We start from the raw sequence: 22,053 nt of genomic DNA on the forward strand, positions 1-22,053 counted from the left end.
CTAGTCTTATATTAAAATATGTTTACTACTTTAGGTTCCTTTAAATTTTGTTATTTATAATGGATTGGAACGTTTTTTAAAAATGAAGTTTAAATTCTACGTCAAAAATTTACAATTTACCATTTTTTGTGTATCATGGAAATAAAGGAGAAAAAATATGAGCCATAGAGATAAATTATCTTATATTATATTGGGACTTTTAAAGACAGAACCCTTAAGCGGTTACGACCTTAAAAAAAAGTTTGAAAGTGAAGTGGGGGAATTTTGGCAAGCCAATACAGGGCAAATTTATCCTTCATTGAGAGTATTATTAAATGATCAGGCTGTAACTTTTGACGTCCATATCGTAGGTGAAAAGTTAGAGAAAAAAACTTATCAAATTACTCCAAAGGGAATCCAACTTTTCAATGAGTGGTTGAAACATCCCGTTGATCGTTACCCAATCCAAAAGGACGAGTTTATGCTCCGTCTTTATTTCCTTGATGATAAAAATGAAGAAAACCTCCTTAAATTAATCGAGGAAGAAAGCATCGTTCATCAGAAAAAATTGGACTATCTCATTAGACGCCAAAAAAATCTTTTTGGTGAGTCTGAGGAAAATAAAAAGAGCGGTCATTATCTTGTTTTAGATTTTGCTATAAAAAGAGAAACCTTCAAAAAAGAATGGTTAGACTCATTGCTTAAAGATTTGAAATAAAAAAAACACTAATATTTTCAAAATATTAGTGTTTTTTATTTCTCGTAAATAAATCTTTTTACGAACCTTTTTATTTTAAGTTAAGGAAAAAAATTGTTAGAATGAAGTCAGCGCTTACAGAACAAGATTCCGGAATCTTTAAAATCACTACAATTTAGGAGATATTTATGATTTCAGTGAGAAAACGAAAAAACATTAAAGTTTTTTTGATAACAGCGTCTATAGGAATTGTTGCGTTAGGAGGGCAGCGAGTCTTAGCAGATGCAGCGAGTGAAATGGTCAATCCAAAAGATAAAGTACTTGTAGGTTATTGGCACAATTGGAAATCCACAGGAAAAGATGGTTATAAAGGAGGTATTTCTGCTGACTTCGATCTTTCAAATACACAAGAAGGATATAATGTAATTAATGTTTCCTTTATGAAGACACCTGAAGGACAAACACTTCCCACATTTAAGCCTTACAACAAAACTGAAGCTGAATTCAGAGCCGAAGTTTCAAAATTAAATGCTGAAGGTAAGAGCGTCTTAATCGCTTTAGGAGGAGCTGACGCTCATATTGAATTAAAGAAAAGTCAAGAAACTGATTTTGTTAATGAAATCATTCGTCTTGTAGATACTTACGGCTTTGATGGATTAGATATTGATTTAGAACAGGTTGCAATTGAAGCAGCAGATAATCAAACTGTTATCCCCTCTGCTTTAAAAACAGTTAAAGACCATTATCGAAAAGATGGTAAAAACTTTATGATTACGATGGCTCCCGAATTTCCTTACTTAACAAGTTCAGGAAAATATGCTCCATATATCAACAATTTAGATTCATACTATGATTTCATCAATCCTCAATACTATAATCAAGGAGGGGATGGTTTTTGGGATAGTGATTTAAATATGTGGATTTCTCAATCAAATGACGAAAAAAAGGAAGACTTTCTGTATGGTTTAACTAAACGTCTCGTAACAGGAACGGATGGGTTTATTAAAATTCCAGCTAGTAAATTCGTCATTGGCCTCCCATCTAATAATGACGCTGCCGCAACAGGTTATGTGAAAGACCCTAATGCCGTTAAAAATGCTTTGAATCGTTTAAAAGCTTCTGGTAATGAAATAAAAGGTTTGATGACTTGGTCGGTAAATTGGGACGCTGGAAGCAATTCAAATGGTGAAAAATATAATAATACTTTTGTAAATACTTACGCCCCCATGCTCTTTAACAATCAACCGATTGAAGATACTGAAAAGCCAACCTTACCAACAATTTCCATTAATAATGTGACTGATTCAACTGCCACGATTCAAGGAAAATCTACAGATAAGGTTCGCATTGATTACTATGAAATTAAGATTGGTACCCAATCTTTTAAAAGCACTTCTGGCTTACAAAACGTGACTGGACTATCCCCAAAAACTGAATACAATGTCGAAGTTGTAGCAGTTGACCCTTCAGGTAATCGTTCTGATACTGCAAAGGCCACATTTATAACTCATGATACGTCAGAGGAAAATAATATTTGGCAAAAAGATAAAATTTATGTTCAAGGGGATCGTGTTACTTTTAATGGAGTAGATTATGAAGCAAAATGGTGGAATACTGGTCAACAGCCTGATCAATCAGGAGATTTTGGTCCATGGAAAAAACTCTAAAATAGAAAAGGATAAAATTTATGAAAAAACTACTTACTGGTTTATTAGTTACTGCTGGTCTACTCAGCGTCTCACTTTTCATTAAAACAGATTCTGTTTCTGCTCACGGATATGTTCAATCTCCACCAGCCAGAGGCTACCAAGGACAATTAGATTATCAAAATTTAGGGTGGACTGATGCTTTTAATATCTATGGAAATGTTATTAGTAATCCACAATCTTTAGAAGCACCAAAAGGCTTCCCAGAGTCTGGCCCCGCTGATGGTCGAATTGCTTCTGCAAATGGAGGTTTGGGGCAAATAGGCGACTTTGTTCTAGACAACCAAACTAGTTCACGCTGGAAAAAAACATCTATTAGTACCGGTTCTAACATTTTCACTTGGAAATATACTGCCCCTCATAAAACAACGAAGTGGCACTACTATATGACCAAGACAGGTTGGGATCAAAATGCACCCTTAAAACGTTCAGAATTGGAACTTATAGTGACAATCAACCACGATGGTTCTCCTGCAACGAACAATCTCTCACATACAATCAATATTCCAAATGATCGTTCAGGTTACCACATCGTTTTGGCCGTCTGGGATGTTGCTGACACTTCTAATGCCTTTTACAATGTAATTGATGTCAACGTCAATAATAAAAATTCTAGTCCACAAGTCTTTGGACCCTTCTTGTAAACAAAAAAAGTCAGAGCATGCTCTGACTTTTTTATTTTGACTTTATACGCCCCAAACTGATTCTAAAACGTTAGTTTGTTCACGACCAGGTCCTACAGAGAAAGTTGAGATACGTACACCAACTAATTCGCCAACACGACGAACATAGTTGCGAGCAGCTTCTGGTAATTCTTCCAAAGTACAGCATGAAGTAATGTCTTCTGACCAACCCGGTAATTCTTCATAAATTGGCTTACAATCTGCCAATTCCTTAAGTGAGGCTGGATAGTGGGTAATTTGTTCACCATTTCTACGTTCGTAAGCCACACAGATTTTTACTGTTTCAAGACCTGAAAGAACGTCAATTGAGTTCAAACTAAGATTTGTTAAACCTGAAACACGTTTTGCGTGACGCATTACGACTGAATCAAACCAACCAACACGACGTGGGCGTCCAGTTGTTGTTCCATATTCATGTCCAACTTCACGAATTTGATGTCCCACTTCATCAAAAAGTTCTGTTGGGAATGGACCGTCACCTACACGTGAAGTATAGGCTTTACATACACCAACAACTTTTGAAATTTTTGATGGACCAACACCAGAACCGATTGTTACCCCACCTGCTACTGGATTTGATGAAGTGACAAATGGATAAGTTCCTTGGTCAATATCAAGCATGACCCCTTGTGCCCCTTCAAAAAGGACACGTTTCCCTGCATCAAGGGCATCGTTCAAGATAACCGAAGTATCTGTAACGTATTTTTTAAGTTGTTGACCATACTCATAGTATTCTTCAAAAATTTCTTCAAATTCAAGAGGTTCTGAATCATACATTTTTACAAATTCACGGTTTTTAACTTCGAGGTTCGTACGTAAACGTTCCTCGAAGATTTCTTTGTCAAGTAAGTCTGCAATACGAATTCCGACACGAGCCGCTTTATCCATATAGGCTGGACCAATCCCTTTAATGGTTGTCCCAATCTTTTTATCACCTTTAGCTTCTTCTTGAAGGAAGTCTAATTTTTTATGATACGGCAAGATAACGTGTGCACGGTCAGAAATACGTAAACTGTTTGCAGAAACTCCATTTTCAGCTAGATAAGCGATTTCTTCAATCAGAGATTTTGGGTTAACAACGACACCATTCCCGATAACGGAAATTTTTTCAGGAAAGAAAATCCCTGATGGAATGAGGTGAAGTTTGAACTTTTTGCCGTCGATGACGATGGTATGACCTGCATTGTCTCCCCCTTGATAACGGGCAATAACTTCTGCGTTTGAGCTTAGGAAATCTGTAATTTTACCTTTTCCTTCGTCTCCCCATTGCGTTCCGACAACTACTACTGATGGCATAATATTCTCCTTAAGATGTGAGCCCGACTGCTTAACTTCCTAGAAAATTAGGAAAGATGGTGGTTCTGCCTGAGGCAGGTTCCCATTTTTATCTATTTTCGTAGAAGTTAGGAGGGCGAACTCAATTTCATTTTAAAATATTTTGCACGCTCCAAGTTCGCTTGGCTGGCATTTCTAAAAATTTTCTTCGACTTTTTGACTTATTTTATCAGAATAAAAGTTGAATATTTTTCTGAAAGCTCCTATCGCACTATTTTTTATTTTATCAAAAAACACCAAGATTTGCATTGGAAATCCTGATGTTTTTGATTAAAATGAATTTATCGTTCGGAAATAATGAACTTTTTGTTTAATCAATAGATTTCTTACAAAAGGCTGATAATTTTAGAGAGCGTTCCACTTTCTATCAAAACCATGATTCCAAGTACGATATAAACAAAAGCCAAAATCCAACGACTATATTTTTCTAAAATTTCATGGAGATGTGGGATTTTAGAAATTGTTTTTCCGAGTAGTCCTAGTATTAAAATATTTAGAATAAAAATGAAGATTGACAATATCAAATTACTTGGCGAAAGTGTCATAAAAAATGGAGTAAATAAAGCAATATTATCAGCACCGCAACTTGCAAAAGAAATAATAATAACAGTTCCTAGTAAACTTTTATTTTTTCTCTTTTGTAGTAACTCATCTAATTCTTCATCGTCGTCATCATCTCCCCAAAACAAGTACTTAATCCCCAGTCCCAAGGGAATTAATCCAAGCAAGCCCAAAATCCACTCTTCTGGAACGAGCTTTAAAATGACAGCAAAGAACAAACTAACTACTACAAGGGCCGTTGAACCAATAATTTGACCCAGAGTAATCGATAAATGACTTTTCTTATCAAATCGCACATATAAAATAGCTAATAGTATCAGTAAGTCTAAAGCCGTTGCCCAATAGATAATCGTAGAATTGATGATAATTGAAAACATAGTAACCTCTTCTAACCTCTTAAAGCTAATGAGGAGCAAGCTTTTATTCATTTTACTAAATAAATGTTTAATATAAAAATATTTAAGTTTGCTATTAAAAACTTCTTATTAAAATTAATTAGATTCTATTGCGGTCGATAGATAGGGCATGTTATAATAATGATATGGATAAAATTATCAAATCAATCTCAAAAAATGGGCATTTCAGAGCTTTTGCTTTAGATTCAACCCTAACTGTGCGAGAAGCACAAGAACGGCATCAAACTTGGCCTACTTCTACTGTTGCTTTAGGACGTACCCTAATTGCTGCCCAAGTCCTGGGGGCTAATGAAAAAGGAGATACTAAAATCACCGTAAAGGTTTTAGGTGATGGCGCAATGGGCCCAATTATTGCTGTTGCTGACAGCAAAGGTCATGTCAAAGGCTATGTGAAAAATCGGGAACTCGACTATAAAAAAGCCTCTACTGGCGAGGTTTTAGTTGCTCCTTTCGTTGGCAATGGCTTTTTAGTTGTTGTCAAAGATATGGGCCTCAAACAGCCTTATAGTGGTCAAGTAGATTTAATTACTGGTGAAATCGGCGAAGACTTAGCTTGGTACTTCTTAAGTTCTGAACAAACTCCTTCTTCTGTTGGGGTCAATGTCTTGCTTAATGAAGACTCTGATACTGTTAAAATCGCTGGTGGATTTATGCTACAAGCCCTTCCTGATGCCACCGATGAAGAAATCACTGAAATCGAACACAATATCAAAAGTATGCCTTCCATTGCAACAATGCTGACAAGTGACGAACCATTAAAAACCATGTTGGATAATATTTATGGTGATATGGAATACAAAAATCTTGGCGAATTTCCTTTGGCATTCAAATGCGACTGCAGTAAGGAACGTTTTCTTGAGGGCATCAAATCTTTAGGAAGAGAACCAATTGAAGAAATGATTGCTGAAGATCATGGAGCTGAAATTATTTGTCAATTCTGTGAAAACAAATATGAATATTCCGAAGAAGAATTAAAAGCACTAATTAACTAATATAATAATTTATTTTACTGACAAAACTTCTGTCAGTAAAATAGGATTGAGAAAAATGACTGTAAAACTTTTTATTGCTTCTACATTAGACGGCTATATTGCCACCAAAGAAGAAAGTCTTCAATGGCTTTTTGATGTTGAGGGTAAGGAGATAACGGCTATGGTGCTTTTTATAGTGGTATTGATACAATCATTATGGGGAAAAAGACTTATGATTGGTTAGAAAAAGAGCAAGCTGGTCAGTGGCCTTATGCTGACAATACTTCTTATATTTTAACTCATCAAGAAATCTCCGCTACTGACAGCATCATTTTTATTGACAAAGAAAAACTGACAGAGCTGTCAGTAACTTTTGCGGATAATGACAAAAACTTCTGGGTTGTTGGCGGCGGGGAGGTCATCAAACTTTTTCTTGAAAATCATTGGGTTGATGAATTACAAGTTACCATTGCCCCAGTTTTACTAGGAGATGGAATCCCACTTTTTCCGTCAGGAAATTATGAAGAGAAACTTCAACTGATTGATACTAGAACTTACGGGCAATTTGTTGAATTACATTATTTAGTAAACAAATAAATACTGACGATTTGTCAGTATTTTTTTGTTGATAAAAGTTACTGACAAAAATAAAGAAGTTAATTTTTAACTAAAACAGTTAATTTTTCGGCATTTGTAGCCATAAAATAGGGCATGATTCTTTAAAATTAACTACTTTGTATTAAAACAAAAACACTATGGTAACGCTTACGATAGAAGAGTATAATAAAACTAAAATAACTAAATATGGAGGTTTCTTATGCTCGCTGCTTACCAAAACTTTTCGCGCCAGTCCTTTGATTTCAAAAATCGTTCGAGTCGGTCGGCCTATTGGTGGGTCTTCTTGATTAATCTCATCATATATCTTGTCCTGACAACAACATTTTTATTGTCATCAGGACTTTCAGTGGCTTTGACGGCTGATGTGGACCATTTTTCAGCAGTTACTTGGATTGCGCTTATTTTGCTCTTCGTCTGGGGACTTGCCTCGATTGTTCCAATGTCAGCGCTCGCTATGCGTCGAATTCGTGATATAGGTTTGAGTCCATTTTTATGGCTTGTTTTCCCTGTGAGCATCATTCTCGGCGAATTTACGCAAATTTGGGCAATGATTATTTCAGGTGTGCTAGCCATTGTCTATCTAATATTCACACTTTTACCAAGTAAACCTGATAAAATGAAACCTAATTCGCAGATAAAAGGCTCGCTTATTGTAACGACTGGCTTACTTGTCCTGATATCTTTAGTGTTGGGCATTTGCCTGCAAAGGCGGAGCAGATTGTTTATGGCTCAAACCCAAATATCTCAGTAGCAGATGCGAAGCTCATTAGTAAAATTCAAATTGAAACACAAGAAATTGATAAAAGTTCCCAACCTGATGTTAACATACAAATGGCAGCAAATATTTCTGATAAATCAGCGAAGAGCATTTCCAGTAATGAGGCAAATCAAATCATCCAAAAGGAAACCCAAGAAAAAGGGGCAGTGTCAGTTGATGACTATCCTTAGCCTATCGCAGATTTATTTACAACAACTGATTGATAATTCTGTTTCAGAGGCAGAAAAAACGAGTGTATCAGATACAAACATGGAGCAAGAAAGTTCAGCAAAGAATTCATTATTTGGTTCTATTACAGTACTAGCTGCCTCCAAACAACCTGCAAACTATACAACACCACGTGTTGCTGCTATTCTTAGAAATAATTATAAACTAGCATTAAGTTTAAATGCAAAATCCAATCAATTTAAATCTTATATCCCGATTCCTTTCATTAAAAACAAAGTTGATGTAACATTTGGTGCTTTTGCCAATTCTTATAAAATAGGAGCTTTTACCGCTTTAGTAAAAGGAAATGGTGAATGGAACTTGACAACAAAAAAAGGAGGACGCTTAAGTTACTCTGGAACCTACTACGTATATGGACGAAAAACCATTGGTGCTGGTGTAACCAATGTAAATTACGGCTATATGGGACGTGTGTTAGGAATTCCTGAAGCTGTTTTAAGAGCCGGAGAGGCAGGATATTCTTTTGCACACGGAGGTTTGAAATACGGTCCATTTTCATTTTTTGACCAACCAAGAGATAGTGCGATGATAGCTTATGGATTCAATCTATACAATAGGAGAATTAGATTTTGAGAAAAGAACATAAGGCAATTTTCTGGTATGCATGGGGACTTGTTGTCGTTGTTGTTATAACGTTTGCTATTCTTGGAGTTGCTTTTATTTTGCTAGTCTATGGAAGGGGTTGAGCATGAAAAATAAACATAAAATCTTATGGTTCTTAGGCGGAACTTTTTCAGGGGTCATCGTAACATTTTTTGTTCTTTGGGGGATTGCTGCATTATTTTCAAATGCTGTGAGCTCAACAGATACATTATCTACGGCTACTTCTCCCAATATGCAATATGTCGCAAAAGCGCAATTTGCAGATGGAGGTGGTTTTGGAAGTGGTCCATATACTGTGAAAGTAACAAACAAAAAAGCATTGCTTCCGTTTTTTAATACAAAAACTGTTTACAGCATCTCTGACACGGAAAGTAGCTCAACTTGGGAAAATATCAAGCTAAAATGGCTAGATAACACACGTCTTAAAATTGGAAATAAAACAATTGATGTTACAAATGCCAAGAGTTATCAAAAATATTTAAATTAGGTCAATATAAGTTTAAAAAGCGAGGAAACTTCGGTAAATTCTTAAGTAAGAATAATAATAGTAGGGGGCTTTATGTTTAGTAAAAAAACGGTCGATAGAATAATAAGGTTGATAGTAGTCTTGATTGGTTTTATCTTAATTTTCAGCTTTCCTAGAAACTCATCATTTTACATATTAGGATTTGCCTTGTTGATAGTGAATATTGTTACAATGTTTTTCGATAAGACCTACAAGTAATCTTGTGATTTCTGCATAAAAACAATTTAAGGAGATAAAATTGAAAAAAGAAACCATTATCTCTAGAGTGCTTATGGTTGTAGCTCTGTTTATCACATTTTATTTTAAAGAATTATTTCCCAAACTATGGCTACTATTTACTCTAATTACAGCTTTAATACTTGGGATTTATGTAAGCTATCGAGTCAAAATCAAAGATAAGAATTCAAAAAAGTAATTGAAGGAAAACAAATGAAAAAAATAGTTTTCTGGTCTTTCTTGTGGGCAGCTATCCTTGGAGTATTCAACACTTTGATTTTTAATCCCTTAAACGATAAATTTCCCAATCTTTCTTGGCTTTGGACAACTTTATACTTTGGAATTCCATTTGTCGCATGTATTGTTATCATTTTGGTATCAAGAAATAGAAATAAAAAGTGAGGTTATTCTATGACAAAAATATACTTTTTTGGAATAATCTCTATTCTACTTGATAACTTGCTATTTAATCTATTGGTTCTCAATAGCGGAGCTTAAGGAGATAATCATGAAGAAAAAAATCATCATTGGGTCTATCGTCCTCCTCCCGTTTTTACTTGTCGCACTCTAGTTTACTTATGAAAACGCCCCTTTGCAAAAATCGACTGATTTGAGTCATGTGACTTTGGCAAATCTTAAAATTAACGCGCCAGAAGAAACGATAAAACAAGAACATAAAGAACTCGTCCCCAACACAGAATACGGTATTATCGGACTCGATCTCATTCCCACACATGGCGCCTTTAAGACCTGGTGGTACAAAGGAATGTCGGATAGCGATAGCCAATCTTTCAATGCTATCAGCTATCAAAAGAAAGTTGCTGCTATTTCCATAACGAATGGATACCTCGTTCAATATCTAACCTTAAATAGCGAAAATTTTAATGGAAAAAGCGTTTCTGAGGTGAGTGCGGTCTTTGGCAAGCATTATATTATTCGTGGGGCGGAGCAATCTGCAACTTATCTCCAATATATTGACAGAGTTCATCATTTGAACCTTATTTTTCAGTTGGGCGATTCCAAAAAAGTCTATGGAATTGTATTTTATAACGATAAAGTTGTTTCATTCACTCCTTGAATAATTGATTTTTAAATTACAAAAATTTGGGCAGGTGGTCAAATGATCGAAACTTCTGTATTTTTAATTGTCAGCATTATTTTGGCGCTTTTGTGTTGGCTTGTCACGTTTATTTCTCATGAAAACCTAACCCGTTTTTTTGTCATTTATCTACGGATTATTGGCGTTTTCAATTTCGTTGGCGCCGTTTACTTGTTTGGACCATTTGCTAATGATGAAAATGTTTGGAATAATTCTTTTTTGGCCTTCTGGGCAGAATTAACAGGAATTTTCGCCATGTATTCTCCAACTATACTTTTCCTAAGCGCCATCTACCTCTTAATCACTCAATGGAAAAACTATAAAAAAGTTTACTTTTGGGGCATAATTTTCATTGCCCTTGTCAGTTTACTTTTCAATCTGCTCGCATTCAATAACTTTGACAAATCAATGTAAGTTTTAATCTAGTAGTATAGGTTCAATAAATTTACTGACAGAGTTCTCGTCAGTAAATTTTCTAATCCTTAAGACCTTGTGAAATCTCAAAAAATTGCTATAATATTCTTTATGACTATGGACAAAATTTACAACGAATCGTGGAAAATTGGCGATATCGAAATAAAAAATAAAATTGTACTGGCACCAATGGCCGGAATTACAAATAAAGCTTTTCTGACCACTGCCAAAGAATTCGGAGCTGGACTTGTTGTAACCGAGATGATTTCTGATAAAGGAATCGAACATCGCAACAAGAAAACTTTGGAAATGATGGATTTTGAAGGCGTTCCACATCCGCTATCTATGCAAATTTTTGGTGGTGAAGTGGATACTTTAGTTGAAGCTGCTAAATTTGTTGAATCAAATACAGTTGCTGATATTATTGATATCAACATGGGTTGCCCAGTACCTAAAGTAACAAAAAATGAAGCAGGTTCTCGACTTTTGCTTGACCCTGATAAAGTTTACGATGTGGTTAGCGCAGTCAGTAAAGCCATTTCAAGACCATTGACAGTAAAAATCCGAATCGGTTGGGACGATGACCACCTTTTTGCCGTTGAAAATGCTAAAGCAATTGAAGCGGGTGGTGGAGCAGCAGTTTCCATGCACGCACGCACTAAAGCTCAAGCCTACACAGGAAATGCCCAAGAAAACTGGCACTGGCTCAAAAAATTGACTGACAATGTCAATATTCCAGTCATCGGAAATGGTGATGTCAAGACTCCAGAAGATGCGAAACGTATGATTGATGAAACAGGCGTGACTGCGGTCATGATGGGACGTGCTGCTCTTGGAAATCCGTGGATTCTTCATCGTACAGAACACTACTTGCGTACAGGGGAACTTCTTGCTGAACCTACGGTTGCTGAAAAGATGGAAATTGCAAAATTACATTTGGCCCGTCTCGTCGAATTAAAAGGGGACAATCTTGCTAGTCGAGAATTCCGTCAGCATGCAGCTTACTATCTTAAAGGAGCTTCTCGTGCAGCAAAAGTAAAAGTTGCAGTCAATCAAGCTGAATCGCAAGCAGAAATTATCACGATTCTTGATAATTTTGTAAGTGGAATTAAATAAATAAAAAGAAATCTGGATATTTCCAGATTTTTTTCTTATCATTCTCACAGTCCCTAATCCGCAAAATGGTAATATGCGGACGCCAATTTCGCCGTGAAACAGTTGGTCTTTTCTACTTTTTCAGTGAAAAAATTCATCTTCAACACATCAAATCATAATTGTTAACATCTGGTCTTTAAAAATAAATTTAACTTTTTATCAGGTCGTAATCTTTGAAAGACCCAAAAGTCGAAACGTTGTTTTGACTCGCAGCCTGTGTTATAATAGGAATAGATAAATAGTCATACAATTCCAAAAATAGAAAGGGTTTTCTATATGCGTACAACAAAAGCCACTGAAGAAATCGAAAAAGCTATTATTCACCTGAAGAAAGCCAAAAGAGAAATTAGTAACTATACTTTTGAATACAATGTTCAAAACTTAATTCAATTAGACAAGACAATTAAACAGTTGGAAAATATCAAAACTGGAATCAATGCAGATAGTTTTTCTGTTGAAGGAGTAAAATCTACAGGTGAAATCGAAGGGGCACGTCTTTCAAGATAATTTCTTTCACTGATAAAAATAAAAAATAGCTCTTTTGAGCTATTTTTTTCCTTTTTTAGCCACTTTATAGCGACTGCGTGGATAAGTGAAGTCACCAATGACTTCATGAACATTTATAATGGATGTGAAAGCATTCGGGTCAAGAATAGACAAAATTTGTTTGACTTCTTGAATTTCTCCGGGATTTAAAACCACATAGAGAATTTCTTTTGAATTTCCAGAATAGGCTCCTTCACCATGTAAGTAAGTCGCGCTACGACCAATCTCTTCAATAATTGCTTCGGCAATTTCGGCATGATTGTTCGTGATAATTAACATTCCTCGAACAGTATAACCACCCGATTGAACCACATTAATTACTTGAGCTGCTACAAAACTTGCAATCAAAGTGTACATCATGTGACGTAAATCAATATAACTTAATGATAACAGCATCACACAAGCATCAAATATGAAGAAAGTTCGTCCAACAGCAACCCCAGCTTTTATTTGTAAAAGCTTGGCAATGATGTCGGCTCCACCAGTCGTTCCTCCAAATCGAAAAACTAAACCAATCCCTGTTCCGGCAAAAACACCGGCTAATAAAGCAGCAATTAAATAATCATGACCGACATTGATTGTTACTGGAATCCGTTGGAAAATCCACATCCAAATTGAGAGACTCACGATACCCCAAATCGTATAGACAAAAGTTCGTCGTCCAAGAAAGCGATAGCCAAGAATTAAAAGTGGAATATTTAAGATAAGCTGAGTATATGACGGGTCAATATTCAATAAAGCATAACCAATCAATGAAAGCCCAGCGACTCCACCTTCAGCCAAGTGGTTCCCCATGTTGAACTCAACAAAACCAAAGGCATAGATTGCTGTCCCAATTGTAACAGCAAGAAGTTGCAAAAAATGCATCTTAGATAATTTTTTCATAATATCCCTCAAAAATTTCGATGAAATATCCTTGCCAAAGGCAAGGACGTTTAAATCTATTGTAGTTTAAATTTAGAATTTAGTCAACTTTTGAAAACTTCTCCCTTTTTAACTTAAGAATACTCAAAAAAAATAGCTCATTGAGCTATTTATTTTTTCAAATCTTTAAATCTACCACGTTTTGGTGCGAAATCTCCCACAACTTCGTGGACATTAATAACTGAGGCAAAGGCATTCGGGTCAATAATAGATAGAATTTGCTTTACTTCTTGTATCTCACTCGGATTGAGTACAACGTAAAGGACTTCTTTTTCAGTTCCTGAATAGGCACCCTCACCATGCAAATAAGTTGCACTTCGACCAATTTCTTCGATAATTGTTTTAGCAACTTCTACATGATGGTTCGTGATAATAAGCATTCCACGAACAGTATAACCACCATTTTGAATCAAATTAATCATTTGCATTGATATAAAGCTGGCAATCAAAGTATACATCATATGTTTAAGGTCAACATAACTTAAAGAAAGAGCCAAGATACAAGAGTCAAAGATAAAAAGCATTCGACCAACTGGGATTCCTTTTTTTATTTGAAAGAGTTTAGCAAGGATATCTGTTCCTCCCGTTGTTCCTCCAAATCGAAAAACTAATCCAATTCCTGAACCTGAAAATACTCCGGCTAATAAAGCAGCAATAAGGGTATCATTTCCAATATTGATTGTGAAACTAATTCTTTGAATAATCCAAATCCAAACAGCCAGACTCACAATCCCCCAAATGGTGTAAATAAATGTTCTTCTTCCTAAAAAACGATATCCTAAAATTAAAAGGGGAATATTTATTAAAAGTTGAACATAAGAGGGGTCAATATGCCATAGCGCATAGGAGATTAAGGAAAGCCCCGCGACTCCTCCCTGAGCCAAGTGGTTTGCCATGTTAAAGGCAACAAAGCCAAAAGCATAGATTCCTGTACCAATTGCAATGGCAAGTAAGTACAGAAAATGTACTTTTGCTAATTTTTTCATTTTATTTCCCCCTTTATTTTTTCACATATAATAAGGGGAGAAAGTCCTCCTTTTGGCTTTCTCCCTTTTATTATTTTACTTTTTTCAATAGAATATCAAGTTCTTAATCTTCTACTTCTGCAAATTTTCCAAGTACTCGAACATTTTCCGATATTGATACAAAAGCATGTTCATCGTATTTTTGGATAATATCTTTGAATTCTTGATATTCATACATGGTAATCACAGTCATAAGAACGGTTTGACTGGTGTGCGTATAACCACCTTCCGCATCATGTAAAATTGTAACTCCGTGTTTAAAGCGATTAACTAATTTTTCTGTCAGTAATTCTGGATTTTTAGTAACAATCATTACTTGCAAACGTTTTTGTCTTGTAAAGATTGCGTCTTGTACTCGAGAATTGACGAAAATAGCGATTAAACTATAAAGCATATATTCCCAACCAAAGAGAACTCCAGCTGTGAAAATAATCACTCCATTAACAATAAATGATAATGTTCCAACACTTCTTCCGGTCTTTTTACGCATATAGAGACTAACAATATCCGTCCCACCAGAAGAAATTCCTGATTTCATTGCATTTCCAACACCAAATCCCATAATTGCTCCCCCGAAGACAGCATTAATGACTGGCTCGTGAGTTAAAGGAGTCACAGGAATAAAGTGAATGAAAACAGAACTCATGACAACAGTAATTACTGTATAGACAGTAAACTGTTTTCCAATTCCTCGCCACGCTAGAATGAAAAGTGGAGCATTTACCAAAATCAGCGAAGCTGAAATGGGTAAAATATCATGACCACTAATTCTTGTCACCAACTCTGAAACAACTTGGGCCGCACCAGTCGCACCAGAAGCATAGACATGCCCTGGCTGATAGAAAAAGTTCAACGCGAATGATGAGAAAACCGCATATACAACTGCTGCCGAAAATTTATTTGCCATTTTTTCAGCGCCAATAGATTTTAATACTTGGTAAAGTCCAATTTTATCTAAAAGGCCACCGAGAATTTTATTGATCTTTGTTTGCAAGTTTAATACTCAATTCTTCCAGCTGTTTGTCAGCTACTATAGATGGAGCCTGAGTCATTGGATCAGAGGCTTTATTGTTTTTAGGGAACGCAATTACTTCACGGATATTATCTTTACCGGCAAGTAACATTACAAAACGGTCAAGGCCAAGGGCCAATCCACCATGTGGTGGGAAACCATAGTCAAGTGCTTCAAGTAAGAAGCCAAATTGTTCATTGGCATCTTCTAGTTTAAAGCCAAGAGCACTCAGCATTTCTTCTTGAAGGTCACGACTATTAATTCTCAAAGAACCTCCGCCAAGCTCATAACCATTAAGGACAATATCATAAGCATGCGCACGAACTTTTTTCAAATCAGAATCTTTCCGATGTCCGTCAGCAGATAAGAAAGCTTGTGTTTCTTTCGTTGGTAAAGTAAATGGATGGTGAGCAGACATGTAACGTTCTTCTTCATCTGACCATTCAAACATTGGCCAATCAATGACCCAAAGGAAATTGAACTTACGGAAATCAATCAAACCTTGTTGTTTACCAATTGTTAAACGAAGGGCACCAAGAGCAGAATTCGCTACATCAAGGCTGTCAGCAACAAAAAGTACCAAGTCATTGTCAGTCAATTTTAATTCATTAACAAAGCTGTCAGTAGATTCAGCTAAGAATTTTGAAATACCACCAGCGAATTCACCTTTTTCAAATTTGACCCAAGCAAGACCTTTAGCTCCATTTTGTTTGGCTTGTTCTGTCAGTTTATCAATTGATTTACGAGAATATTTGTCAGCAGCGCCTTTGACAACAATTGCTTTAACAACTTCAGCTTCTTGGAAAACTTTGAAATCAACTGTTTTAGCAAGTGCTGACAAGTCTGTCAGTAACAATTCAAAACGTGTGTCAGGTTTGTCAGAACCATAAAAATTCATGGCATCATCATAGTTCATTCTTGGGAATGGTAAAGTCACATCAATTCCTTTGACATCTTTCATGACTTTAGCAATCAATTCTTCAGTCAACTCTTGAATTTCTTCTTCACCCAAAAATGAAGTTTCTAAATCTACTTGTGTAAATTCTGGCTGACGGTCACCACGTAAATCTTCATCACGGAAACATTTCACAATTTGATAGTAACGATCAAGGCCAGCAGTCATCAAAAGTTGTTTCATCAATTGTGGTGATTGCGGTAAAGCGTAAAATTCGCCTTTATTAACTCGAGAAGGGACAAGATAATCACGCGCTCCTTCGGGTGTTGATTTGTTCAAAAATGGCGTTTCAACATCGATAAAGCCTGCTCCATCTAAATATTCACGAATGGAACGAGTCGTCGCATGACGCATTGTAATATTTTTAAGCATCTCTGGACGACGCAAATCAAGATAGCGATATTTTAAACGTGTATCATCAAGTACTTCAACATCATCTTTGATTTCAAAAGGTGTTGTTTTAGAAGTGGACAAAATTTCGATAGCAGTCGCTTCGATTTCAATACCACCGGTTTTGATTTTGTCATTCTTACTTGCACGCTCAACCACTTTACCCGTTACTTCAAGGACAAATTCATTACGTGCTTTATCCGCGGCTTCAGCCACTTCGGTTGCTGCTGTTTCAGGATTGACCACAATTTGGACAATTCCTTCTCGGTCACGTAAATCAATGAAAATCAATCCTCCAAGGTTACGGCGTTTAGCCACCCAACCTTTAACTGTGATTGTTTGATTTAAATATTCTTCTGTAATATTTCCCGCGTAATTTGTACGTTTCATATAAATGTAAATTTCACTGTTCTCTAGTGCAAACAGGTAAAATTTAAGCCCTCTTTCTTCTTATTATCGATAATTTTGTTTTTCAGGAATCACGCCACGAACGCCACCTGTCGGATTTTTTACATCTCCCTGATATCGTGGAATCAGGTGAACATGACAATGAAAAACAGTTTGTCCGGCTGCATGACCAACATTGATGCCAATATTATAAGCATTTGCATGAAAATTTTCATCTAAGTGACTTTTAGAAAGTTCTAAAAGTTCTTCGATTGCTTCTCTTTCATATTTAGTCAGCTCAAAATACGAGGCGACATGTCGTTTGGGGGTAATCAAAATATGACCTTCACTGACAGGATAAGCATCATAAAATGCCTGTGCCAATTCATTTTCAAAGACCTTATCTTTCACCTCACAAAATGGACAATCTTTCATCTCTTCACCTGAGCCTTTTCTTGACTTAGTTTATCTCGTCAGCGTAAATTTCTTCAAAAATTGGGGCAAATGATTCGTGAACCGCTTTAAGTGTTGTTTCTACTTGTTTACGTGTTTGATTATGTTTCACTTTGATTTGTCCTGTGCGAACTTCATCTTCTCCAAGTGTAATAATCAATTCTGCTCCCAATTTTTCGGCAATTTTAAATTGTGCTCCAAGTTTACGATTTGAAAAATCACGTTCGACTTTAAAGGCCTGTTCGCGTAAACTCTCAGCCAATTTTGTTGCTTCAAGATTAGCTTTTTCACCCATTACAGCAATGTAAACATCCAAAGTTTCCTCAGGAATAAAGTTAATTTCTTGTTTTTCGGCAATCATTAGGAGTCTTTCGATACCTAAACCAAAACCGAAGGCTGGAGTGGCTGGACCATCAAAATACTCTACTAGACCATCATAACGTCCACCACCACAAACAGTTAGTTCTTTACCATCAAAATTAACAATGAATTCAAAAATTGTATCATTATAGTAATCTAAACCACGAACCATATTTGAGTCAATGGTATATTCGATGTTCAAAGCTTCGAGTAAGGCTTTTACTTCTTCAAAATAAGCTTTTGAAGTTTCATTGAGATAGTCCAAGATAGCAGGGGCATTTTTCACAATTGCGATATCTTCTGCTTCTTTACTATCCAACACTCGTAAAGGATTTTCATTTAAACGACGACGGCTATCTTCTGAAAGTTGATTTTCAAACGGAGTCAAATAATCAATCAAAGCTTGTCGATATGCCTTACGGCTTTCCATATCCCCTAATGTGTTGAGCGAAAGCTTCACCCCAGAAATGCCTAATTGACGGAAAAGCGTATCAGCCATCGCAATAATTTCTACATCGACCGCTGAATTTTTCAAGCCTAAGCATTCTACACCAAATTGGTGGAATTGACGTAAACGTCCTGATTGTGGACGTTCATAACGAAACATTGGAGCATCATACCAAAGTTTTACTGGTTTCACAACTTCTGGAGCATAGAGTTTATTTTCGATGTAAGCACGAACGGCTGATGCTGTTCCCTCTGGACGAAGGGCAATATGACGTCCACCTTTATCCTCGAAATCATACATTTCTTTAGTAACAATATCACTGGTTTCACCAGTGGCACGACTAAAGAGTTCATAGCTTTCAAACATCGGGGTACGAATCTCTTTGAAATTATAATCATTAAAAACGCCACGAGCAATTTCTTCGATATACTGCCATTTTGCAGTTTCAGCAGGTAATAAATCTGCTGTTCCTTTTGGTTTTTGAAGTTTCATTTTTTTCCTTTCGATTCACTGGGAGTGGGAGTCTTTGTAAAAAATCATTATATGTGATAATTATCTAATAAGATACCGTTTACATAAGAAAGCACCCCAAAGCCTCTCGCTCTAGGGTGCATTATTGCACGGTACCACCTAAATTTGCTCCTAGAAAATCAGAGCCTCAAATTGATTATAACGTTATCACCGATAATCACTGTCACAAACCCTATGAGCTTTCACCACTACTCACTCTCTTTTCTATTATTGTAACGCAAAAAGTGAGGCAAAGCAAGCAAGTTTTGTATGATTTAGAAAATATTTTAACTTCTATGATTCTTCTAAATTAAGAACGTGACGATTATAATATTTTTGAGCAAAATCACGACTAATAGGAACTTCTAAAAAGTCAAATAAGGCAATCACTCTAAGCATTTCTTTTTGACCTTCCATTTTTCCATTCTTATAATCTAAATAAGCCCAAGCAAAGCGATAAAGTCCTTGGACATGTGTATCAAGTGCTTCTGCATAGTTATGAACCATCGATAATAAGTCACTTGCTTTTTGGGTTTCCCCTCTACTTATGAGTGTCATAGCACATCGCCCGGCAGTCTGTACAATCCGACGTCGATAAATTAATTTACCTTTATATTCTGTCTCGTGTAAATTAATATCTGATATTATTGCATAAACTAAGGAATAAGGCAGTTGCCAAGCATTTAAAGCCAAAATTCCTAAACTATATTCAAGCCAAAGCTCGATTCCAAATAAAAAATCACCAATTTCTGTTACTTCTTCCTCATTTAATATTTGATAACAAGCTTTGGCAGTTAATTCTAAGACACGATAATCAGTGTATTGTCTGGTCAATCTTTCCTGCGAATGCAGCTCAAGCCAATCATTGTTATAGTTCAAAGTTTCAAATTTTTCTTCAAGTATCTTAACTTTTATTTCTTGATTATTCGCATATTTGTGTGCTTCATTTTGAATCATTTCTGCTTCCGCAAATTCTTCTCTTAACTGTATCATATCCAACCAGTTGATATAATGAACAAAATAATCATCCTTACTTCCTTTGATAATATAAGAAAAATCCTGTTCCGGAATGTTCATGAGTCCAAGCATTGCATCAATCACATCATAAGGTAGCAAAATTTTTCCACTTTCAAATAGCTTCAAACGAACAGGATTTACTCCAACTGGAATAAAAAAATCATCACGATAGCCTTGCTGATAGCGAATAATATGAAACTTTTCACCATAACCCCCATCAACTCGACTTTCTCCAGATAAATACATAAAGTCACTCAAAGTATAACCCATAAATTTTAAAAGTTCAGCTAATCTCTCAAATGAAATATTTGAAGTCCCGTTTTCAAGCCTAACAATTCCATTTTTAGACATAATTGATTCCAAATCTTTATATTTAAAGCCTGCCAGCTGACGCAACTCTTTAAAACAAGTATCACATTTTTGTGACTTTTGTTTCGTCTAATTATCCTTATTTTAATAATATAGATTTATTATATAACTATTTGTTTGCGCTTTCAAGACCCGATAAAATTTTTTAAGATATAAAAAGACCCTGAAGAGGGTCTTTTTCTTTTGATTCAATGTCAGCCCGACTTTTTTATCTTGGATACCAATTTTAAAATTAGAAAAACTATTCCTGCTACAAAGATGATTGAGACTAGGAATACTAGACTTAAGATAACCATAATTAGCTCGTCCTTATCATAAAAGATAACCTAATCCTATTGATGTAATGGCGCCGAAAACTATGGGTCTTAAAAAGCAAAACGTAGCAAATAGAAGATAGACTAGATTTAAATCGCTATTTTTTTCTTTTATATATAAGTAAAGATAGAAGATAAAGGAAAAAGTGGGAATTCCCAGTAAGAGCAGAACCGGCACCAGCCAATCAACCGGACTTATCTCACTTAATATCTTACTGAGAAGCTCAAAAGACTTATTCATAAAGCTAATATGACTAAAGAAGGGCTCAGATAAGCAAAGCCAAACCATTAGTAAAGCGGGAATTATTTTTTTGATTGTCATAGGCTATACCTTCTTTCTACTAGATTTTATAAATCAAAGGAGCGTTCACGACCTGATTATTTAATCAAAGATAATTTCCTAATCCTATTTGCATGGTAACAAAGAAGATTGGAGTGACGGTCGCCGAAATCAGAGTCATCATGATATAAATTATGGATTTATTATTTATTTGCTTTTCTTTAATGGCAAGAAATAGGCAAGAACCTAAAGATACTATTGGTATAACAAATAATAATAAAATTGTGGCTAGAGGACGCTATTAGAAATTTTTTCTATCGTTCTGAATACAAAACTAAAAGAAGAATTTAAAATACTGTTATGTATGAAAAAGGGAGAAGTGACACAGAGCCAGATTAATAATATAAAGGGAATGTGTAAGGTTAAAAATAAATATTTTTATTTCATTAGTTAGTATCTTCCTATTTCATGAGGTCTATATACTTGTGTTTTTAGTGTGTAAAACTAGTTTTCAATCACCTACGTAAAACCTTCTTTCTATTTTCAAACCTCGCATATAGATTTTTAAATCACAGATAACTCCCAAAGCCATAGGATAAAGGGGATAAAAGATAATATTTTTTTCATATTCATATCTTTCAATTTATCTGTTAAAATTCTCTTTTCTATTTTTTCATTCGCCCCACTAAGAAACTAGTATTATCTTCTTTATTTTTGTCCGGTAAGAATTGACTGATATTTTTATTTTGAATTACAAAAGATAGCCCAACCCTATTGACGTGATGACACCGAAAATCAGAAGACTTAAAAAACAGAATGTCGCTAATAGAAGATAGAGCAGGTTTAAATCAGTATCTTTTTCTTTGATATACAAGTAAAGGTAAAAGATAAGAGAAAAACACGGAATCCCTAATAACAGGAGAACAGGCACAAGCCAATCAATCGGAATTATCTTGCTTAGCCCATCAGAAACAAAACGAAGAGAATCATTCATAAAGCTAATATGACTGAAAAATGGGGCAGATAGCCAGAGCCAGACCAGCAATAAAGCAGGGATTGTTTTCTTGATTGTCATAGG

At 35.5% G+C, this 22,053-nt stretch carries 26 protein-coding genes; 16 read left to right on the forward strand and 10 right to left on the reverse strand.

Annotated features, from left to right (window positions below; translation table 11 throughout):
- The first annotated feature begins 157 nt into the window (after positions 1–157).
- The 3 genes from LLA01S_RS02935 to LLA01S_RS02945 all read left to right on the forward strand — a co-directional run bounded on the left by LLA01S_RS02935 (position 158) and on the right by LLA01S_RS02945 (position 3,026).
- Positions 158–697 carry a PadR family transcriptional regulator gene (locus tag LLA01S_RS02935; RefSeq protein WP_011676997.1) on the forward strand — a complete coding sequence of 180 codons (540 nt, stop codon included), beginning with the start codon at positions 158–160 and terminating at the stop codon, positions 695–697.
- A 167-nt stretch (positions 698–864) separates the two neighbouring features.
- Entirely contained in the window at positions 865–2,343 is a 1,479-nt protein-coding gene (locus LLA01S_RS02940) for a glycosyl hydrolase family 18 protein (protein ID WP_032951129.1), read from the forward strand.
- A 20-nt stretch (positions 2,344–2,363) separates the two neighbouring features.
- A complete protein-coding gene (locus tag LLA01S_RS02945) occupies positions 2,364–3,026 on the forward strand; it encodes a lytic polysaccharide monooxygenase auxiliary activity family 9 protein (RefSeq protein ID WP_021214169.1) in 663 nt (220 codons plus the stop codon).
- A 42-nt stretch (positions 3,027–3,068) separates the two neighbouring features.
- On the opposite strand, the gene LLA01S_RS02950 is transcribed toward LLA01S_RS02945, so the two are convergent.
- Positions 3,069–4,361 (reverse strand): adenylosuccinate synthase, encoded by a 1,293-nt coding sequence (locus LLA01S_RS02950; RefSeq protein ID WP_061777817.1) that lies wholly within the window; start codon positions 4,359–4,361, stop codon positions 3,069–3,071.
- Between the two features lie 365 nt (positions 4,362–4,726).
- The gene (locus tag LLA01S_RS02955) at positions 4,727–5,338 is read right to left on the reverse strand and encodes a CadD family cadmium resistance transporter (RefSeq protein WP_011677001.1); all 612 of its coding nucleotides are present in this window, start codon (positions 5,336–5,338) and stop codon (positions 4,727–4,729) included.
- 164 nt (positions 5,339–5,502) lie between these two features.
- Between LLA01S_RS02955 and hslO the strand changes: the two genes are divergently transcribed.
- The 13 genes from hslO to LLA01S_RS03010 all read left to right on the forward strand — a co-directional run bounded on the left by hslO (position 5,503) and on the right by LLA01S_RS03010 (position 12,492).
- On the forward strand, positions 5,503–6,369 hold the full coding sequence (gene hslO, locus LLA01S_RS02960) for an Hsp33 family molecular chaperone HslO (RefSeq protein ID WP_011677002.1): 867 nt from the start codon (positions 5,503–5,505) through the stop codon (positions 6,367–6,369).
- A 55-nt stretch (positions 6,370–6,424) separates the two neighbouring features.
- A complete protein-coding gene (locus tag LLA01S_RS12880; protein ID WP_014573209.1) occupies positions 6,425–6,592 on the forward strand; it encodes a dihydrofolate reductase family protein in 168 nt (55 codons plus the stop codon).
- The gene (locus LLA01S_RS02965) at positions 6,565–6,945 is read left to right on the forward strand and encodes a dihydrofolate reductase family protein (protein ID WP_231099788.1); all 381 of its coding nucleotides are present in this window, start codon (positions 6,565–6,567) and stop codon (positions 6,943–6,945) included. The genes LLA01S_RS12880 and LLA01S_RS02965 overlap by 28 nt, the downstream gene beginning before the upstream one ends.
- Before the next feature lie 220 nt (positions 6,946–7,165).
- A complete protein-coding gene (locus LLA01S_RS02970; RefSeq protein ID WP_061777818.1) occupies positions 7,166–7,717 on the forward strand; it encodes a DUF805 domain-containing protein in 552 nt (183 codons plus the stop codon).
- Entirely contained in the window at positions 7,663–7,914 is a 252-nt protein-coding gene (locus LLA01S_RS02975) for a hypothetical protein (protein WP_011677005.1), read from the forward strand. The genes LLA01S_RS02970 and LLA01S_RS02975 overlap by 55 nt, the downstream gene beginning before the upstream one ends.
- Positions 7,901–8,545: a polymorphic toxin type 44 domain-containing protein gene (locus LLA01S_RS02980; protein ID WP_061777819.1), complete on the forward strand. Its 645-nt coding sequence runs from the start codon at positions 7,901–7,903 to the stop codon at positions 8,543–8,545. Before LLA01S_RS02975 ends, LLA01S_RS02980 begins: the two co-directional genes overlap by 14 nt.
- A gap of 115 nt (positions 8,546–8,660) precedes the next feature.
- Positions 8,661–9,062 carry a DUF5412 family protein gene (locus LLA01S_RS02985; protein ID WP_011677008.1) on the forward strand — a complete coding sequence of 134 codons (402 nt, stop codon included), beginning with the start codon at positions 8,661–8,663 and terminating at the stop codon, positions 9,060–9,062.
- A gap of 277 nt (positions 9,063–9,339) precedes the next feature.
- Complete coding sequence (locus LLA01S_RS12360) at positions 9,340–9,516, forward strand: hypothetical protein (protein ID WP_021165083.1); 177 nt, start codon at positions 9,340–9,342, stop codon at positions 9,514–9,516.
- A gap of 14 nt (positions 9,517–9,530) precedes the next feature.
- Entirely contained in the window at positions 9,531–9,719 is a 189-nt protein-coding gene (locus tag LLA01S_RS02990; protein ID WP_061777820.1) for a hypothetical protein, read from the forward strand.
- A gap of 190 nt (positions 9,720–9,909) precedes the next feature.
- A complete protein-coding gene (locus LLA01S_RS02995; protein ID WP_061777821.1) occupies positions 9,910–10,395 on the forward strand; it encodes a hypothetical protein in 486 nt (161 codons plus the stop codon).
- A gap of 42 nt (positions 10,396–10,437) precedes the next feature.
- The gene (locus LLA01S_RS03000) at positions 10,438–10,830 is read left to right on the forward strand and encodes a hypothetical protein (protein WP_032951134.1); all 393 of its coding nucleotides are present in this window, start codon (positions 10,438–10,440) and stop codon (positions 10,828–10,830) included.
- A 111-nt stretch (positions 10,831–10,941) separates the two neighbouring features.
- Positions 10,942–11,946, forward strand: coding sequence for a tRNA dihydrouridine synthase DusB (dusB, locus tag LLA01S_RS03005; protein WP_021165079.1), 1,005 nt, complete (start codon positions 10,942–10,944; stop codon positions 11,944–11,946).
- Between the two features lie 315 nt (positions 11,947–12,261).
- Positions 12,262–12,492 (forward strand): hypothetical protein, encoded by a 231-nt coding sequence (locus LLA01S_RS03010; RefSeq protein ID WP_004254795.1) that lies wholly within the window; start codon positions 12,262–12,264, stop codon positions 12,490–12,492.
- 39 nt (positions 12,493–12,531) lie between these two features.
- Here LLA01S_RS03010 and LLA01S_RS03015 read toward each other — a convergent pair whose 3' ends face one another.
- The 8 genes from LLA01S_RS03015 to LLA01S_RS03055 form a co-directional block, all read right to left on the reverse strand.
- Entirely contained in the window at positions 12,532–13,416 is an 885-nt protein-coding gene (locus LLA01S_RS03015) for a YitT family protein (protein ID WP_011677014.1), read from the reverse strand.
- A gap of 149 nt (positions 13,417–13,565) precedes the next feature.
- Complete coding sequence (locus tag LLA01S_RS03020) at positions 13,566–14,441, reverse strand: YitT family protein (protein WP_011677015.1); 876 nt, start codon at positions 14,439–14,441, stop codon at positions 13,566–13,568.
- Between the two features lie 103 nt (positions 14,442–14,544).
- Entirely contained in the window at positions 14,545–15,474 is a 930-nt protein-coding gene (locus LLA01S_RS03025; RefSeq protein WP_011677016.1) for a YitT family protein, read from the reverse strand.
- Positions 15,455–17,227: an aspartate--tRNA ligase gene (aspS, locus tag LLA01S_RS03030; protein WP_011677017.1), complete on the reverse strand. Its 1,773-nt coding sequence runs from the start codon at positions 17,225–17,227 to the stop codon at positions 15,455–15,457. Before aspS ends, LLA01S_RS03025 begins: the two co-directional genes overlap by 20 nt.
- Positions 17,228–17,290: 63 nt before the next feature.
- The gene (locus LLA01S_RS03035) at positions 17,291–17,659 is read right to left on the reverse strand and encodes an HIT family protein (RefSeq protein ID WP_011677018.1); all 369 of its coding nucleotides are present in this window, start codon (positions 17,657–17,659) and stop codon (positions 17,291–17,293) included.
- Positions 17,660–17,684: 25 nt separating this feature from the next.
- Positions 17,685–18,977 carry a histidine--tRNA ligase gene (gene hisS, locus LLA01S_RS03040; RefSeq protein ID WP_021165075.1) on the reverse strand — a complete coding sequence of 431 codons (1,293 nt, stop codon included), beginning with the start codon at positions 18,975–18,977 and terminating at the stop codon, positions 17,685–17,687.
- A 312-nt stretch (positions 18,978–19,289) separates the two neighbouring features.
- Positions 19,290–20,408, reverse strand: a complete 1,119-nt coding sequence (locus LLA01S_RS03045) for an Rgg/GadR/MutR family transcriptional regulator (RefSeq protein ID WP_061777822.1) — start codon at positions 20,406–20,408, stop codon at positions 19,290–19,292.
- A 1,318-nt stretch (positions 20,409–21,726) separates the two neighbouring features.
- Entirely contained in the window at positions 21,727–22,050 is a 324-nt protein-coding gene (locus tag LLA01S_RS03055) for a hypothetical protein (protein ID WP_014573218.1), read from the reverse strand.
- Positions 22,051–22,053 lie beyond the last annotated feature (3 nt).

The sequence above is a fragment of the Lactococcus cremoris subsp. cremoris NBRC 100676 genome (assembly GCF_001591705.1).
Classification (GTDB): domain Bacteria; phylum Bacillota; class Bacilli; order Lactobacillales; family Streptococcaceae; genus Lactococcus; species Lactococcus cremoris.

What these genes read in the sequence shown, in the direction of transcription:
- LLA01S_RS02945 (WP_021214169.1), top strand. Translation starts at nt 2,364, where the DNA reads ATGAAAAAACTACTTACTGGTTTATTAGTTACTGCTGGTCTACTCAGC.
- LLA01S_RS03020 (WP_011677015.1), bottom strand. Translation starts at nt 14,441, where the DNA reads ATGAAAAAATTAGCAAAAGTACATTTTCTGTACTTACTTGCCATTGCA.
- LLA01S_RS02950 (WP_061777817.1), bottom strand. Translation starts at nt 4,361, where the DNA reads ATGCCATCAGTAGTAGTTGTCGGAACGCAATGGGGAGACGAAGGAAAA.
- LLA01S_RS02985 (WP_011677008.1), top strand. Translation starts at nt 8,661, where the DNA reads ATGAAAAATAAACATAAAATCTTATGGTTCTTAGGCGGAACTTTTTCA.
- LLA01S_RS03015 (WP_011677014.1), bottom strand. Translation starts at nt 13,416, where the DNA reads ATGAAAAAATTATCTAAGATGCATTTTTTGCAACTTCTTGCTGTTACA.
- LLA01S_RS02970 (WP_061777818.1), top strand. Translation starts at nt 7,166, where the DNA reads ATGCTCGCTGCTTACCAAAACTTTTCGCGCCAGTCCTTTGATTTCAAA.
- LLA01S_RS03055 (WP_014573218.1), bottom strand. Translation starts at nt 22,050, where the DNA reads ATGACAATCAAGAAAACAATCCCTGCTTTATTGCTGGTCTGGCTCTGG.
- LLA01S_RS02955 (WP_011677001.1), bottom strand. Translation starts at nt 5,338, where the DNA reads ATGTTTTCAATTATCATCAATTCTACGATTATCTATTGGGCAACGGCT.
- dusB (WP_021165079.1), top strand. Translation starts at nt 10,942, where the DNA reads ATGACTATGGACAAAATTTACAACGAATCGTGGAAAATTGGCGATATC.
- LLA01S_RS03035 (WP_011677018.1), bottom strand. Translation starts at nt 17,659, where the DNA reads ATGAAAGATTGTCCATTTTGTGAGGTGAAAGATAAGGTCTTTGAAAAT.
- LLA01S_RS12880 (WP_014573209.1), top strand. Translation starts at nt 6,425, where the DNA reads ATGACTGTAAAACTTTTTATTGCTTCTACATTAGACGGCTATATTGCC.
- LLA01S_RS02990 (WP_061777820.1), top strand. Translation starts at nt 9,531, where the DNA reads ATGAAAAAAATAGTTTTCTGGTCTTTCTTGTGGGCAGCTATCCTTGGA.
- LLA01S_RS02940 (WP_032951129.1), top strand. Translation starts at nt 865, where the DNA reads ATGATTTCAGTGAGAAAACGAAAAAACATTAAAGTTTTTTTGATAACA.
- LLA01S_RS03000 (WP_032951134.1), top strand. Translation starts at nt 10,438, where the DNA reads ATGATCGAAACTTCTGTATTTTTAATTGTCAGCATTATTTTGGCGCTT.
- LLA01S_RS03010 (WP_004254795.1), top strand. Translation starts at nt 12,262, where the DNA reads ATGCGTACAACAAAAGCCACTGAAGAAATCGAAAAAGCTATTATTCAC.
- aspS (WP_011677017.1), bottom strand. Translation starts at nt 17,227, where the DNA reads ATGAAACGTACAAATTACGCGGGAAATATTACAGAAGAATATTTAAAT.
- hisS (WP_021165075.1), bottom strand. Translation starts at nt 18,977, where the DNA reads ATGAAACTTCAAAAACCAAAAGGAACAGCAGATTTATTACCTGCTGAA.
- LLA01S_RS02965 (WP_231099788.1), top strand. Translation starts at nt 6,565, where the DNA reads ATGGGGAAAAAGACTTATGATTGGTTAGAAAAAGAGCAAGCTGGTCAG.
- hslO (WP_011677002.1), top strand. Translation starts at nt 5,503, where the DNA reads ATGGATAAAATTATCAAATCAATCTCAAAAAATGGGCATTTCAGAGCT.
- LLA01S_RS02935 (WP_011676997.1), top strand. Translation starts at nt 158, where the DNA reads ATGAGCCATAGAGATAAATTATCTTATATTATATTGGGACTTTTAAAG.
- LLA01S_RS02980 (WP_061777819.1), top strand. Translation starts at nt 7,901, where the DNA reads ATGACTATCCTTAGCCTATCGCAGATTTATTTACAACAACTGATTGAT.